The organism is Vibrio sp. 10N.261.55.A7 (assembly GCF_002877365.1).
Taxonomy (GTDB): domain Bacteria; phylum Pseudomonadota; class Gammaproteobacteria; order Enterobacterales; family Vibrionaceae; genus Vibrio.
The window spans coordinates 15,974-31,521 of record NZ_MCWZ01000299.1 but is presented as its reverse complement, the minus strand read 5'-3'; the positions used below and the strand labels follow the sequence as shown (position 1 = coordinate 31,521).

Annotated in this window: 12 protein-coding genes; 7 read left to right on the top strand and 5 right to left on the bottom strand. The window is 45.4% G+C overall.

Annotated features, from left to right (window positions below):
* Positions 1-33 precede the first annotated feature (33 nt).
* From BCU12_RS16740 to nadC, 4 genes are all read right to left on the bottom strand, one after another.
* Entirely contained in the window at positions 34-1,260 is a 1,227-nt protein-coding gene (locus BCU12_RS16740) for a type II secretion system F family protein (RefSeq protein WP_102405401.1), read from the bottom strand.
* Between the two features lie 24 nt (positions 1,261-1,284).
* Entirely contained in the window at positions 1,285-2,970 is a 1,686-nt protein-coding gene (gene pilB / locus BCU12_RS16735) for a type IV-A pilus assembly ATPase PilB (RefSeq protein WP_102405400.1), read from the bottom strand.
* A gap of 6 nt (positions 2,971-2,976) precedes the next feature.
* Positions 2,977-3,384, bottom strand: a complete 408-nt coding sequence (locus BCU12_RS16730; protein WP_102405399.1) for a prepilin-type N-terminal cleavage/methylation domain-containing protein — start codon at positions 3,382-3,384, stop codon at positions 2,977-2,979.
* Between the two features lie 336 nt (positions 3,385-3,720).
* Positions 3,721-4,611: a carboxylating nicotinate-nucleotide diphosphorylase gene (gene nadC / locus BCU12_RS16725; protein ID WP_102405474.1), complete on the bottom strand. Its 891-nt coding sequence runs from the start codon at positions 4,609-4,611 to the stop codon at positions 3,721-3,723.
* Between the two features lie 133 nt (positions 4,612-4,744).
* Between nadC and ampD the strand changes: the two genes are divergently transcribed.
* Positions 4,745-5,293, top strand: coding sequence for a 1,6-anhydro-N-acetylmuramyl-L-alanine amidase AmpD (gene ampD / locus BCU12_RS16720; RefSeq protein WP_102405398.1), 549 nt, complete (start codon positions 4,745-4,747; stop codon positions 5,291-5,293).
* A 12-nt stretch (positions 5,294-5,305) separates the two neighbouring features.
* On the opposite strand, the gene fldB is transcribed toward ampD, so the two are convergent.
* Entirely contained in the window at positions 5,306-5,827 is a 522-nt protein-coding gene (gene fldB / locus BCU12_RS16715; protein ID WP_102405397.1) for a flavodoxin FldB, read from the bottom strand.
* A 216-nt stretch (positions 5,828-6,043) separates the two neighbouring features.
* Here fldB and xerD point away from each other — a divergent pair, with 216 nt between their 5' ends.
* The 6 genes from xerD (at position 6,044) to aceF (ending at position 15,356) form a co-directional block, all read left to right on the top strand.
* A complete protein-coding gene (gene xerD / locus BCU12_RS16710; RefSeq protein WP_198599360.1) occupies positions 6,044-6,922 on the top strand; it encodes a site-specific tyrosine recombinase XerD in 879 nt (292 codons plus the stop codon).
* Between the two features lie 16 nt (positions 6,923-6,938).
* Complete coding sequence (locus BCU12_RS16705; RefSeq protein ID WP_102405395.1) at positions 6,939-7,751, top strand: thioredoxin fold domain-containing protein; 813 nt, start codon at positions 6,939-6,941, stop codon at positions 7,749-7,751.
* Positions 7,752-7,845: 94 nt separating this feature from the next.
* Positions 7,846-9,585, top strand: coding sequence for a single-stranded-DNA-specific exonuclease RecJ (gene recJ, locus BCU12_RS16700; protein WP_102405394.1), 1,740 nt, complete (start codon positions 7,846-7,848; stop codon positions 9,583-9,585).
* Between the two features lie 345 nt (positions 9,586-9,930).
* Positions 9,931-10,701, top strand: a complete 771-nt coding sequence (gene pdhR / locus BCU12_RS16695; protein WP_102405393.1) for a pyruvate dehydrogenase complex transcriptional repressor PdhR — start codon at positions 9,931-9,933, stop codon at positions 10,699-10,701.
* A gap of 53 nt (positions 10,702-10,754) precedes the next feature.
* Positions 10,755-13,418 (top strand): pyruvate dehydrogenase (acetyl-transferring), homodimeric type, encoded by a 2,664-nt coding sequence (gene aceE / locus BCU12_RS16690; RefSeq protein WP_102405392.1) that lies wholly within the window; start codon positions 10,755-10,757, stop codon positions 13,416-13,418.
* Between the two features lie 30 nt (positions 13,419-13,448).
* Complete coding sequence (gene aceF / locus BCU12_RS16685; protein ID WP_102405391.1) at positions 13,449-15,356, top strand: pyruvate dehydrogenase complex dihydrolipoyllysine-residue acetyltransferase; 1,908 nt, start codon at positions 13,449-13,451, stop codon at positions 15,354-15,356.
* Positions 15,357-15,548: the final 192 nt, after the last annotated feature.

The following is a 15,548-nucleotide window of genomic DNA, read 5'->3' as shown; positions in this document are numbered from 1 at the left end:
CAACAAAGGAGACTACCATATCAGAAGCACATACTATCCTAATACACTCATTAAGTTAAAGATTGGTAAATACATTGCGACGACTAACCCGCCAATAACAACGCCTAGAAACACAATGATCAGTGGCTCGAGAATTTTTCCTAGGTTATCGACGGTATTATCGACTTCAAACTCATAGATAGTCGCGACTTTATTAAGCATATCATCGAGGCTGCCTGATTCTTCACCTATCATGACCATCTGTAAAACCATCTCAGGGAAGGCATTGGTGTTTCTCATGGCAATGTACATAGGCATGCCTGCTGACGTATCTCTGTGTACGGAGTCAATTGCCGTTTGATAGTAGAGATTCCCAGAGGTTTTAGCCGTCGTTTTTAGGCTTGAGAGTATCGGTATCCCAGCACTAAAACTAGTTGCTAGGGTTCGACTGAACTTGGCTATTGCGGCTTTTGAAAAAACACCGCCAATGATCGGTATCTTTAGTCCGAGGCGACTGGTGGATAAACGAACCTTAAAAGATCGCTTCCTGATCAATCTCACGCCCACATAAGTGCCAATGAAGAAGAGTAAAATGGTTAGGCTGTATTCTTGAACCCAATGGGAAAGATAAAGAACTTGCTGAGTGAACCAGGGCAGATCAGCGCCAAACCCTTTGAACATACTTTCAAATTCAGGAATAACGACGGTGAGCATCAAGTAAGAGACGCTGAGTGCGACTAAAACGACCATCACTGGGTAGATGAGAGCCTTGACGACCTTTGCTCTTAATTGCTCGCTTTTCTCACGGTAAGTTGCTAGCCGTTCAAAGACTTCTGGAAGGTTTCCTGACTGCTCTCCTGTCGCTACTAAATCGACATACAATGAATCGAAATGAACACTGGCTGTGCGCAGTGCTTTGGAAATGGGGGTTCCGGCTTCAACGCCTTTACTCACTTGCGAGAGTATCGATTTCATTTCCGCTTTGCGATTGTTATCTGACACCAACTTGAGTGCTTGAACGATTGGAACACCCGTGGTCAGCATTGTGGCGAGTTGGCGAGTGAGGATTGTAATATCCTTTGCTTTGACTCGGTGAAATAAACGAGTGAGCAGTGAAACATTGCTCTTCTTGATTTTTTTGACCTGAATGTGCTGCTCTTTGAGCTTTTCTCTAACCTCGAGTTCGGTTAACGCTAAGAGTTGGCCTGATACACTCTTTCCAACGCTGTTGATGCCTTTCCAACGGAAATTTTTGAGTTGAATCGCTTTCATTTTTTTCATCAGTAAACATTCTTATCTGTGCAATCAAAAGTAGAGTACGCGCTGCAACTCGGCATAACTGGTGATCCCTTGTTTGAGTTTTTCAATACCAGAGTGCTGCAGGGTTTGCATGCCGCGACTTTCAGCCAGTTCTTCAATCTCGATCATAGAAGCCCCTTGAATAACTGCGCTCGCGAGTTCGGCATCAAATGGCATGACCTCATAGATGCCGGTACGCCCAGAGTAGCCAGCATTGCACTCGTTACAGCCATGTGGGTTGGCTTCAAAGATCGTGATTTCTTCACTAATCGCGTGTTTTTCAAATAGGGCTTTATCGTCGTGAGGGCGTTTGCAATGCGAGCAGAGTTTTCTAGCGAGACGCTGAGCAATGATCAAACTAAGAGAAGAGGCCAAATTAAAGGCTTCGATTCCCATATTGCTTAACCGAACAACGGTTTCTGCCGCAGAATTGGTGTGCAGTGTTGATAGCACTAAGTGCCCTGTTTGGGCGGCTTTAATCGCAATTTCAGCGGTGTCGAGATCGCGGATTTCACCAACCATGACGATATCAGGATCTTGACGTAAGAAAGATCGTAAAGCTTTGGCAAAACCAAATCCGATTTTGGGTTGAACTTGTACCTGGTTGATGCCTGATAAGTTGATTTCGACAGGATCTTCGGCAGTTGAAATATTGACTTCTGGCGTATTGAGGATGCTAAGCCCAGTATAGAGGGATACGGTTTTACCGCTTCCAGTTGGGCCTGTCATTAATATCATGCCTTGCGGCTTTTTAAGCGCATCAAGATAGAGTTTCTTTTGCGTGTCACTGTATCCCAGTTTATCGATATCAAGGTTTGCACTGCTGCTATCAAGTAACCTCAATACAATCTTCTCTCCCCACAACGTCGGAAGTGTTGAAACACGCATATCAATTGCGGTGACATCATTGAGCTTGAGTTTGATTCGCCCATCTTGAGGTAATCGACGCTCTGAAATATCAAGCTTGGCCAAAATCTTTAATCTTGCTGAGAGTCGACGACTGAGTTGGCTTGCTGGTGTTTGGGTTTCGACTAATATTCCATCGCACCTTAGCCGAATTCGATAGCTGTCGTCGTAGGGCTCAAAGTGGATATCTGAAGCTCCTTTACGTACTGCATCAAGTAATACTTGATTGATAAAGCGACTTACTGGCGCATCATCTTGGCTGAGGTTTTCTATGGATTGCAGTTCATCATCGGCGACGTCAACTAAGCTTGCTAATTCATCCTGGCTGATCTCTTTATTGGATGAACTCTGCATTGAGACAGCATGACCGTACAAGCGACGAATCGCGGCTTGTAGTTCTTTAAAATCGGCTAGAACAAGTTCGACCTGTAAACCGGATGCAAAGCGAAATTCGTCTTCGAGTTCACTGTTTGTCGGGTCTGAAACCGCTATTGATAGAACCAGTCCGTTATTCTGTACTGGCAATGCTTGAAAACGAGTGATCAACTCTCGCAGGCCAAGGTTATGACACAAAGTGGCGTAATCGTAGTGGGATAGTTCTGTTGGCGTTAAGCCAAAGATATGACTCAACTGCTGGGTTAGATCTTGGTGATCGAACAGCTCAAGATCGAGTAATGCTTCAGGTACAGACATACCGGAAGCATTAACATGTTCAATCACATTCTGTTCTTGCACCAAGCTGATTAAGTCAGCCTGGCGCAAGATAGCTGGGAGGTTTGTGAGCATGGTTTATTATGAACAACCTTTTAGATCAACAGTTGAGCTACTAAATGCGCACTCCCACCCCGAGTTTGTTCGTTCTAGTTCGATTGTTTCAGTAGCTAAAGCATTGTCAGAGAATGTGAATTTAATTTTGTCTTTTACATCGACTGATATGGTTCCAAGAGTATTCGATCCGCTAGAGATACCGAGCGCTGTTACTAAGTTAATTCCTGTAGATATCTCCCCAGCTTCTTGATAAATCAATTCTGCAGGAGTAATTAGAGACTTCATTGTTGCTAGTGCAGAAGCAGCTTCGCTTTTAGTTACATAGTCTTTGTATGCAGGGACAGCTATTGCGGACAAAACCCCAATGATCGCCACAACAATCATCAATTCAATTAACGTAAAGCCTTTTTGTTTCTTATTGATCGCTTTCATTATTTTCTCCATTTTGCGATATATAAGGGATGCGGCTAGGTTAAGTAGACTTGTTGAATATGGATAGGTGAGTAGGAGTTGGGCGCGAGTCAAATGGTTGTACTTAATACTGCATTACATTTGAGCTGCAAAATTATTCGACGAGTAGCATATTAAGAAGATAATTTTAAATGCGGTTAACCCTCGGATAGACGAACTACTAAAGGTTTATTTTCTGGATTGAGGATAAGTTGATAAGAAAGGTTGAGTTGATAAGAACGAGTGATTAAAAAGAAAAAGAGGCTTCCTATAAAGTCAGCCTCTTTTGGGTTCTATTTATTTACTGAGGTTCAGTAATTAAGCTTGAAATCTCATAGATAAATCCATTGCTTTCAGGTGCTTAGTCAGTGCACCAACCGAAATGTAATCGACGCCAGTTTCAGCAAACTCACGAATAGTTTCCAGAGTGACGTTGCCCGAGTTCTCTAAGGCAGCACGGCCAGCGTTAATTTTGACGGCTTCACGCATCATATCGGTAGTGAAGTTATCCAGCATGATGATATCGGCACCTGCTTCAATTGCTTGCTGAAGTTCTTCTAGGCTTTCGGTTTCGATCTCTACCGGCTTTCCAGGATTTAGTGCTTTAGCGGTGGAAACGGCTTTTTCAATGCCGCCACAGGCAATGATGTGGTTCTCTTTGATAAGGTAAGCATCGAATACACCAATACGATGGTTAAAACCGCCACCACAGGCAACGGCGTATTTTAGTGCGCTGCGTAAGCCTGGAATGGTCTTGCGAGTATCAAGTAAGCGACACTCAGTCCCATCAAGCTGTTTCGCGTAGGTAGCGGTCACACTTGCACAACCAGACAAGGTTTGAATGAAGTTCATCGCATTACGTTCGCCAGTCAACAGCGCACGAGATGGACCTGTCAGGGTGCATAGTGTTTGATTGGGCTTAACATGGTCACCGTCTTTTACGTGCCATTCAATGCTAACCGTTCCGCCAATCTGCTTAAACACTTCATCGGCCCAAGCTTGACCACAAAAAACACCGTGTTCACGCGTAATGATCGTTGCGACATTGTGTGCATCCGCAGGGATTAAACTCGCGGTAATATCAGCTTCGACATCAACTGAACCGCCAAGATCTTCTTTTAAGGTTTCAGCAACCGCACGCGTGATTTCTAGCGGCAATTGCGTTTTCAAATATTCAAGGCGTTCTTGGCTGTTATGTGTGTTTTTCATCGCAAATTTTATGGTTGGTGTGAGCGTAGGGGCATGATACGCGGAGTCGAAATGAAATTCAGCCATTAATCTCGCTTTTCAGACTGGAATGGATAAAATCAGAGCTTTGATGGATTAAAAAAAGGCAGAGAAAATGATTGTTCAGCAAGGTTGGTACAGCGATGCAAAGCACCTTCTATCTCCTCACCATGACAGCCGTGATGACGAGTCGGATATTTCTCTTTTGGTCATTCATAATATCAGTCTGCCACCCAGCCAATTTGGTGGGGACTACATTGAGCAGTTCTTCACGGGTCAACTGGATGCATCACAACATCCATTTTTTGACGTCATTAAAGAGATGAGGGTCTCTGCGCATTGCCTGATTGATCGAAAAGGGCAAGTCATACAATTTGTTCCCTTCAATAAGAGAGCGTGGCATGCGGGGTTATCGAGCTATGCTGGGCGCAGTAAATGCAATGAGTATTCGATAGGTATAGAGCTGGAAGGGGATGACTACACGGCCTACACCGAAGAGCAGTATCAGGCATTAAAGCGTGTCACTCGGGCGCTAATGAACGAATACCCCAAAATTACGTCAAGTCGAATTACGGGGCATCAATACATTGCCCCGCTGCGTAAAACTGATCCTGGATTGGTGTTTGATTGGCGAAAGCTACGCCGACTGTTGGAATCTGACTAACGTTACTGTGTATTAATCGAGAGCGGCTTGGTATTCAACAAGAACCTGTTCAACCCATGTTGCAATGCGTTCGTCGCTCAGCTCGTATTGAGAGTCTTCATCTAAGGCAAGGCCAACAAAATGAGAGCCGTCTGGGGTGAGGGCTTTAGACGCTTCAAAGTCATAGCCAGTATTTGGCCAATAGCCAATCAGGTTAGCGTCAACCTGCTTCAGTTCATCATGTAGAAGACCCATCGCATCGAGAAACCACTCGCCATAGCCTTCTTGATCGCCTAAGCCGAACAGTGCTACGTACTTGCCGCTTAGCGATACGCCAGCGATTTTTTGCCATATCTCACTCCAATCTTCTTGGATTTCACCAAAGTCCCAAGTGGAGATGCCGAGAATCAATAAGTCATAGTCACTCATCAATGAGAGTGGACTCTCTTTGACATTGTGAATATCTACAAGCTCCTCCCCAATAATAGCGCGTATTTTTTCCGCTGCCATTTCGGTGTAGCAGGTTGTAGAGCCGTAAAACAAACCAATCTTCATAATGTTCTAATTTTGATGAGCGATGACGGATTTTAACCATAAATATGCCAAGAATGTAGTTCGAATTTTATCAAATCGACAAATTGGTGGTATTAGTGCCTCCAGTCACATAACCTGTTCGAGTTAGAGTTAATGAGGTTTCCCGTGTCGAAAATAGCGCCGCCTGAACAGGGTGATACAGAGCATAAACAAGAAAAGGTTTCGCCAGAGCAAGCCATACTGGAGCAGTTCTTAGATACGATGTGGATGGAGCGTGGTTTATCGGAAAATACGCTGGCCTCGTATCGCAATGATCTTCAGAAACTGGTTTTATGGATGTCAGAGAACCATTATCGCTTAAATGCGATCAGCTTATCGGGCTTACAAGAATACCAAACGTGGTTGGTGGATAAAGAGTATAAACAGACATCCCGAGCAAGAATGTTGTCGGCCATTCGCCGTCTATTTCAATATCTGCATCGCGAAAAAATTCGAGCAGATGACCCAAGTGCGTTGTTGATCAGTCCTAAACTGCCTCAGCGATTGCCGAAAGATTTATCGGAAGATCAAGTAGAAGCCTTGTTGGATGCCCCTGATCCTAATGATCCGCTCGAGCTTCGTGATAAAGCGATGTTAGAACTGCTTTACGCGACAGGCTTGCGTGTTACAGAGTTAGTCAGTTTAACCATGGAGAACATCAGCCTTCGTCAAGGCGTGGTTCGAGTTACGGGTAAAGGTGGAAAAGAGCGTTTGGTTCCAATGGGGGAAAATGCCGTCGACTGGATTGAAACTTTCATGGAGCAAGGAAGGTCTAGTCTATTGGGAGAGAAAACCTCGGATGTGGTCTTCCCAAGTAAAAGAGCAAGGCAGATGACGCGTCAAACGTTCTGGCATAGGATAAAACATTATGCCGTCATTGCTGAGATTGACACGGAGCTTCTCTCTCCACACGTACTAAGACATGCGTTTGCCACTCACTTGCTCAATTACGGGGCCGATTTACGAGTTGTGCAAATGTTATTGGGGCACAGTGACTTATCAACGACACAGATTTATACTCACGTCGCCACTGAAAGACTTAAACAAATTCATAGTGAGCACCATCCAAGGGCTTAATTTAAAGGTGATTTTAATGAGCGTATTACGCCGACTGTCTATATTCCTACTGCCACTGTTTATTGTGGCGTGCAATGCTGAAGAGACCGAAAAGGTTGAAGAAACAGCAGCCATTCAAAGTGAATCTTCGGATGTGAATACGATGGATTCTTCAGGCTTAAGCGAAGCGTCTAAACAGCAACTGGAGGCAAACTTTGCCAAACTGAAGTTGACTGTTATTGATGTCCTGCCGACAGGGATCGAAGGGCTTTATGAAGTTCAAACCAGTGGTGGAATTTTGTATTCGTCAGTCGATGGTGAACTCTTCATGTCAGGTACTTTGTATCGTCATACCGAAGGCGGTGGCTACGAAGATGTCTTAGCTAAGCGTCAGGCGCCGATGAATGCAGAGCGCATTGCTTCAATGAGCGATGATGTGATCGAATATAAAGCGGATGACGAAAAGTACGTGGTGACGATCTTTACCGACATCACGTGTGGCTACTGTGTGCGCCTTCATAACCAAATGAATGATTACAATGAGCTGGGTATTACCGTTCGTTATATGGCTTACCCACGCAAAGGACCACAATCTGATGTGGGCGAGCAAATGGCTGCCATCTGGTGTTCCGCCGATCCACAAGATGCAATGCATCAAGCAAAAATCAATCGCAAGCTTCCTGAAGCCGGTGAGAATATCGCACAATGCTTAGAGACAGTCATGAAAGACTATACGCTTGGTCAATCTCTCGGTATCAGTGGTACACCATCCATTTTCTTACCAAGTGGCGAAATGATTGGTGGGTATTTACCACCGGAGCGACTGTTAGAGCAACTTGCAGTTCAGTAAACACTCGTTGTTACTATGGTGTGTTCCGCAACAAGTTAAATAATCTCAACTAAAACTAGGAGCAGGTGTAAGTGCACCTGCTAAGTATATATCTATGATAGAAATTCTTCGTCGTCCCGATGTTGATCTCTCCCTTCTTGATGAGCCAATTGATCCGCTGTTAAAGCGAGTGTACATCAATCGTGGTATTGAATCTGCCGCACAGCTAGATAAGGCATCTCGAGCATTGCACTCGTATCAAGAGTTAGATGGTATTCAACAAGCCGTTGAACTTCTATTTGATGCGGTAAGCAAGAACCAACGCATCATCATTGTCGGAGACTTTGATGCCGATGGGGCAACCAGTTCAGCACTGTCTGTTCTGGCGCTGAGAATGCTAGGCAGTAGCAATGTTGATTACCTTGTGCCGAATCGTTTTGAAGATGGTTATGGCTTAAGCCCTGAGGTTGTGGATCAAGCGATTGCTCTGGGCGCAGAAGTCATTATGACGGTCGACAACGGTGTCTCTTCTATTGATGGCGTTCGCTATGCGAAAGAGAAAGGCTTACAAGTCTTAGTCACGGATCACCACTTACCGGGAAATGAGCTTCCTATTGCGGATGCGATGGTCAACCCTAATCTAGAATCTTGTGACTTCCCCTCTAAATCGTTAGCCGGTGTCGGTGTTGCCTTTTATCTTATGATGGCGTTATGCGTGCACATGAGAAAAGTCGGGTGGTTTAGTGCCAATCACATGGCTGAACCCAAGCTAATGGAATTGATTGACTTGGTTGCTCTTGGCACGGTTGCCGATGTCGTTGCTTTGGATGAAAACAACCGCATCTTAGTGCATCAAGGATTGCAGCGGATCCGGGCTGGCAAAGCGAGACCGGGTATTCAAGCATTGATAGAAGTGGCCAAAAAGGATGCTCATCGATTGGTCGCCACTGACTTTGGTTTTGCACTTGGCCCTAGAATTAATGCGGCAGGGCGGCTAGACGACATGTCATTTGGTGTTGAACTCTTAATGAGCAATAACATCCATGCCGCACGACGCATGGCAAGTGAACTCGATGGCTTGAATCAGACACGTAAAGAGATTGAAGAAGGCATGAAGCAAGAAGCGATGGCTTTATGCGAACGACTTCAATTTGGTGATAATTCAGAGCTGCCACACGGCCTTGTTATGTTTCAACGAGACTGGCACCAAGGTGTGATTGGTATTTTGGCCTCTCGTATCAAAGAGAAGTTCCATCGCCCCGTCATTGCATTCGCAGATGGGGGCGAAGGTATGATCAAAGGATCGTGTCGCTCTATTCCCGGGCTTCACATGAGAGATGCACTCGATCGAATCGATACTCAAAATCCCGGACTCATTGCGAAGTTTGGCGGGCACGCTATGGCAGCAGGGCTAAGTATTAAAGAGTCTGACTTTGAGAAATTCTCTGCCTTGTTCGATCAGGTGGTGAGACAAGAGCTTGATGATAATGCACTCAAGGGGGTGATTTTATCGGATGGTGAGTTAACCCCTGAGCAATTTTCGATGCACACGGCCGAGTTACTTCGCGCTGGCGGCCCGTGGGGACAAGCCTTCCCTGAGCCAATTTTTGACGGCGAATTTAAGATACTTCATCAGAAGTTGGTCGGAGAGAAGCACTTAAAACTGATGTTAGAACCTCTTCATAAAGGTCACCCGACCAATATCATGGTGGATGGTATTGCTTTTAACGTTGACCTTCGACGCTGGCCTGATGCGTCGACCAAAAAAGCGCGAGTCGCTTTTAAACTTGATATCAATGAGTTCAGAGGCAATCAATCGCTTCAGCTTATGATTGAACACCTCGACACAATTTAACATTTCTATCTTATGTAGAGCCTTAACTCTAAGGCTCTATCTTCACTTTTTATCTACACTTATCGTGATTATTTCTTGATCTTAATCAATTTAATTTCGTTAAATCAATAGTTTAAATGATATTAAGGTCAGGTGGGTTTGTGTCCTCTTTGTAATTGGTATGACCAATTTTGTTTATTAACTATTTGTGAATAAATAAATTAAGTTATCGTTTTGTTAGATTCGGCACTGTTCCTTGATTTGAGTCAATATTTCACTGGACAGAGTTGATTTGGATATGTTAATTTTCTGCCCATCAAATAATTGGTATTACCAATTTACGCTGGAGTGGGAAGAGCAATCGATATGGCTTATCAAAGGATTCGTCAGCCTAAATTATCTGATGTTATTGAGCAGGAGCTCGAACAATTGATAGTGGAAGGCACCCTAGCACCCGGTCAGCAATTACCGCCAGAGCGCGAGTTAGCGAAGCAGTTCGACGTGTCACGTCCGTCGGTTAGAGAAGCTATTCAGCGCCTTGAAGCAAAAAAATTATTAACGCGTCGCCAAGGTGGCGGAACGTTCGTCAGTGAGAGCATTTGGAAGAGTTTTTCTGATCCTCTGCTAAATTTATTATCTAGCCATTCAGAAACTCAGCTAGACCTGCTTGAATCACGTCATGCAATGGAAGGCATTTCTGCCTACTTTGCGGCATTGCGTGGGACAGAAGAAGATTTTGCCCGCATCCAAGGATGCTTAGCCAACATCGGTGAAGAGCAAAAAGAAAAGAATATTGAAGCAGAAGCCAGTGCGGTCATGAAGTTCCTCGTGGCACTGACTGAAGCGGCTCACAATGTCGTATTGCTGCACATTGTTCGTAGCCTTGCTCCATTGCTAGAGCAAAACATTTTACAGAATTTAAAGTTGTTACATCGCCGCGAAGACGTGGTTGAAAAAGTAAGCAAACACAGAGCGAATATTGTGGATGCGATCGTTTCGGGTCAGCCTGAAAAGGCGCGTGAAATGTCACACTCACATTTAGCTTATATTGAAGAAACATTGTTGGATTTAACGCGTGAGGAATCTCGAAGAGAACGTTCTTTACGCCGAATTCAACAAGGCAAAGAGTCGTCTTAGTACGGCTCTTTGACTGTTTATCTAAAATCCAACCAATAGAAGGATAGATCGCCATGTCTGACATGAAGCATGACGTAGACGCACTGGAAACTCAAGATTGGCTAGAAGCACTTGAATCAGTTGTTCGTGAAGAAGGTGTAGAACGCGCTCAGTTTTTACTAGAGCAAGTTTTAGACAAAGCACGTTTAGATGGTGTAGATATGCCAACAGGCATCAACACAAACTACATCAACACAATCCCAGCAGCACAAGAGCCAGCCTATCCAGGTGACGTAACTCTTGAACGTCGTATTCGTTCAATCATTCGCTGGAACGCAATCATGATCGTATTGCGTGCTTCTAAGAAAGACCTGGACCTTGGTGGTCACATGGCTTCTTACCAGTCTGCAGCGTCGTTCTACGAAGTCTGTTTCAACCACTTCTTCCGCGCTCCAAATGAGACGGACGGTGGCGATTTGGTTTACTACCAAGGTCATATCTCTCCTGGTATCTATTCTCGTGCTTTCGTTGAAGGTCGTCTAACTGAAGAGCAGTTAGATAACTTCCGTCAAGAAGTGGATGGTAAAGGTGTTCCTTCTTACCCACACCCTAAACTGATGCCTGAATTCTGGCAGTTCCCTACAGTTTCTATGGGTCTAGGTCCTATTTCGGCTATCTATCAAGCGCGTTTCCTAAAGTATCTAGAAGGTCGTGGTCTGAAAGAGACTAACGCTCAACGCGTATACGCGTTCCTAGGTGACGGTGAGATGGATGAGCCTGAATCACGTGGTGCTATCTCTTTCGCCGCGCGTGAAAAGCTAGACAACCTATGTTTCCTAATCAACTGTAACCTACAGCGCCTAGACGGACCTGTAATGGGTAACGGTAGCATCATCCAAGAACTTGAAGGCCTATTTAAAGGTGCAGGTTGGAACGTTGTTAAAGTTATCTGGGGTAGCAACTGGGATTCTCTACTGGCTAAAGACACGACAGGTAAGCTTCTTCAATTAATGAACGAAACTATCGACGGTGACTACCAAACATTCAAATCTAAAGATGGCGCATACGTACGTGAGCACTTCTTTGGTAAGTACCCTGAAACAGCGGCTCTTGTTGCTGACATGACTGATGACGAAATCTTCGCGCTTAAGCGTGGTGGTCACGATTCTTCTAAACTGTTCGCTGCATTCAACAATGCAAAAGAAACCGGTGGCAAGCCAACCGTAATCCTAGCTAAGACTGTTAAAGGTTACGGCATGGGCGAAGCGGCAGAAGGTAAGAACATTGCGCACGGCGTTAAGAAGATGGACATGACTCACGTGCAATACCTACGTGATCGTCTAGGTCTTCAAGATCTTCTAACGAACGAGAAAATTACCGAGCTGCCTTACCTGACGCTTGAAGAAGGCTCTGCAGAATACGAATACCTTCACGCGCGTCGTAAAGCGCTACAAGGTTACACACCGAAACGTATTCCTAAGTTCACTCAAGAATTCAAAGTACCAGAGCTAGAAGAATTTGCTCCGCTACTTGGCGCTCAAAAGCGTGAAATCTCAACGACTATGGCGTATGTACGTACACTGAACATCCTGCTTAAAGACAAGAACATTGGTAAGAACATCGTTCCTATCATCTGTGATGAAGCACGTACATTCGGTATGGAAGGTCTGTTCCGTCAGGTTGGTATCTACAACCCACACGGTCAAGAATACACACCTGAAGATAAAGGCATCGTTTCTTACTACAAAGAAGCAACGTCTGGTCAAGTTCTTCAAGAAGGTATCAACGAATTAGGTTCTATGGCGTCATGGGTTGCAGCGGCAACTTCATACAGCACGAACGACCTACCGATGATCCCGTTCTACATCTACTACTCAATGTTCGGTTTCCAACGTATTGGTGACATGGCATGGCTAGCAGGCGACCAACAAGCTCGTGGCTTCCTACTAGGTGCGACAGCAGGTCGTACAACGCTGAACGGTGAAGGTCTGCAGCACGAAGATGGTCACTCGCACATTCAAGCGAACACGATCCCTAACTGTATCTCTTACGACCCAACGTTTGCTTACGAGCTAGCGGTCATCATGCAAGACGGTATTCGTCGCATGTACGGTCCTGAGCAAGAGAACGTTTACTACTACCTAACAGTAATGAACGAGAACTACGCAATGCCAGCAATGCCAGAAGGCGCTGAAGAAGGCATTCGTAAGGGTATTTACAAGCTTGAATCTCACGCAGGTAGCAAGGGCAAAGTTCAACTAATGAGCTCTGGTACTATCATGAACGAAGCGCGTAAAGCAGCTGAAATTCTAAGCGAAGAGTACGGCGTAGCCTCTGACGTATTCTCTGTAACGTCGTTCAACGAACTAACTCGTGACGGCCAAGCGGTAGAGCGTGACAACATGCTTCACCCAGAAGCGGAAGAGAAAGTACCGTACATCACAACTGTTCTTGGTAACGAACCTGCTATCGCAGTGACTGACTACATGAAGAACTACGCAGAGCAAGTACGTGCGTACATGCCAAGCGAGTCTTACAAAGTACTTGGTACCGATGGTTTCGGTCGTTCAGATAGCCGTGAAAACCTTCGTCGTCACTTCGAAGTGAATGCTGGCTACGTAGTGGTTGCAGCGCTAACTGAATTGGCTAAACGTGGTGATATTGAGAAGTCAGTGGTAGTTGAAGCCATTGCTAAATTCGGTATCGACACTGAAAAAACAAACCCACAATACGCTTAATACAGCGCTTTAATAGAAGGTAAATAAGCAATGGCAATCGAAATTAATGTACCTGACATCGGTGCGGATGAGGTTGAAGTTACTGAGATTCTTGTAAGCGTTGGCGACAAGGTTGAAGAAGAGCAGTCACTGATCACTGTTGAAGGTGACAAAGCTTCAATGGAAGTACCAGCGTCTCAAGCGGGTGTGGTTAAAGAAATTAAGATCTCCGAAGGCGACTCAGTCTCTACTGGCTCTCTTATCATGATCTTTGAAGAGGCAGGCTCCCCTGCGGAAGGTGCAGCAGCACCGGCTGAAGCGGCTCCTGCTGCAGCGGCGGCATCTGAACTTAAAGAAGTTCACGTACCTGATATCGGTGGCGACGAAGTTGAAGTCACTGAAATCATGGTTGCTATCGGCGATGCAGTAGAAGAAGAGCAATCTCTTCTTACTGTTGAAGGCGACAAGGCTTCAATGGAAGTCCCTGCACCATTCGCTGGTATCGTTAAAGAAATCAAGATCGCTTCTGGTGATTCAGTTTCTACTGGTTCTCTAGTCATGGTATTTGAAGTGGCCGGCACTCCGGTGGCTGGTTCAGCACCTGCAGCAGCTCCGGCTCCTGCGGCGGCAGCACCAGTTGCGGCGGCTCCAGCAGCATCTGCTGAGAAAGAAGTAAACGTTCCTGACATCGGCGGTGACGAAGTAGAAGTGACTGAAATCATGGTAGCGGTTGGCGATACAGTAGAAGAAGAGCAATCTCTCATCACTGTTGAAGGCGACAAAGCTTCAATGGAAGTACCTGCACCATTCGCTGGTACAGTGAAAGAGATTAAGATTGCCGCTGGCGACACAGTGTCAACTGGTTCTCTAATCATGACTTTCGTTGTGGCCGGCACTCCGGTGGAAGGCGCGGCGCCTGTAGCGGCTCCAGCACAAGCAGCAGCTCCTGTGGCGGCTCCGGCAGCAGCACCTGCTCCTGCGGCAAAAGCTGAAGCGCCAGCTGCGAACGACTTCCAAGAAAACGGTGAGTACGCGCACGCGTCTCCAGTGGTTCGTCGTCTAGCTCGTGAGTTCGGTGTAAACCTAGCGAAAGTTAAAGGTACTGGTCGTAAGAGCCGTGTACTTAAAGAAGACGTTCAGTCTTACGTTAAAGATGCACTTAAGCGTCTAGAGTCTGGTGCAGCAGCATCTGGCGAAGGCGGCGACGGCAGCGCTCTTGGTCTACTACCATGGCCAAAAGTGGATTTCAGAAAGTTCGGCGAAACTGAAGTTCAGAAGCTGTCTAAGATTAAGAAGATCTCTGGCGCTAACCTGCACCGTAACTGGGTAATGATCCCTCACGTTACGCAGTGGGATAATGCAGACATCACTGAGCTAGAAGCATTCCGTAAAGAACAGAACGCAATCGAAGCGAAGAAAGACACAGGCATGAAGATCACACCACTTGTGTTCATCATGAAAGCTGTTGCGAAAGCGCTAGAAGCATTCCCAGCGTTTAACTCTTCTCTTTCTGACGATGGCGAAAGCATCATTCTTAAGAAGTACGTAAACGTGGGTATCGCTGTTGATACACCAAACGGTCTGGTTGTTCCTGTCTTCAAAGATGTGAACAAGAAAGGCATTTACGAGCTATCTGAAGAGCTAATGGTTGTTTCTAAGAAAGCACGTTCTGGTAAGCTAACAGCGGCAGACATGCAAGGCGGTTGTTTCACAATCTCTAGCCTTGGTGGTATCGGCGGTACTGCATTTACGCCTATCGTTAATGCACCAGAAGTGGGTATCTTAGGTGTATCTAAGTCTGAAATGAAGCCAGTATGGAACGGTAAAGAGTTCGAACCGCGCCTACAATTACCACTGTCTCTATCATACGATCACCGTGTGATCGATGGTGCTGAAGGTGCACGCTTCATTACTTTCCTAAACAGCGCACTGTCTGACATTCGCCGTTTAGTTCTGTAAGGTTCGAAGATATAAGGTGGCTTTCGGGCCACCTTAATTGTTTTATATAACGCATGTTATTAGATAACAGTTTCAATCAATCTTAATAAACTGAGAGTGAATTGTTGTCTAGCTCACAGGCTAACTGAATGCTTCTTTCACACTGTTAACATCTCTGTAAAATGTTTCACGTTTGAAAGTCCATATATTTAG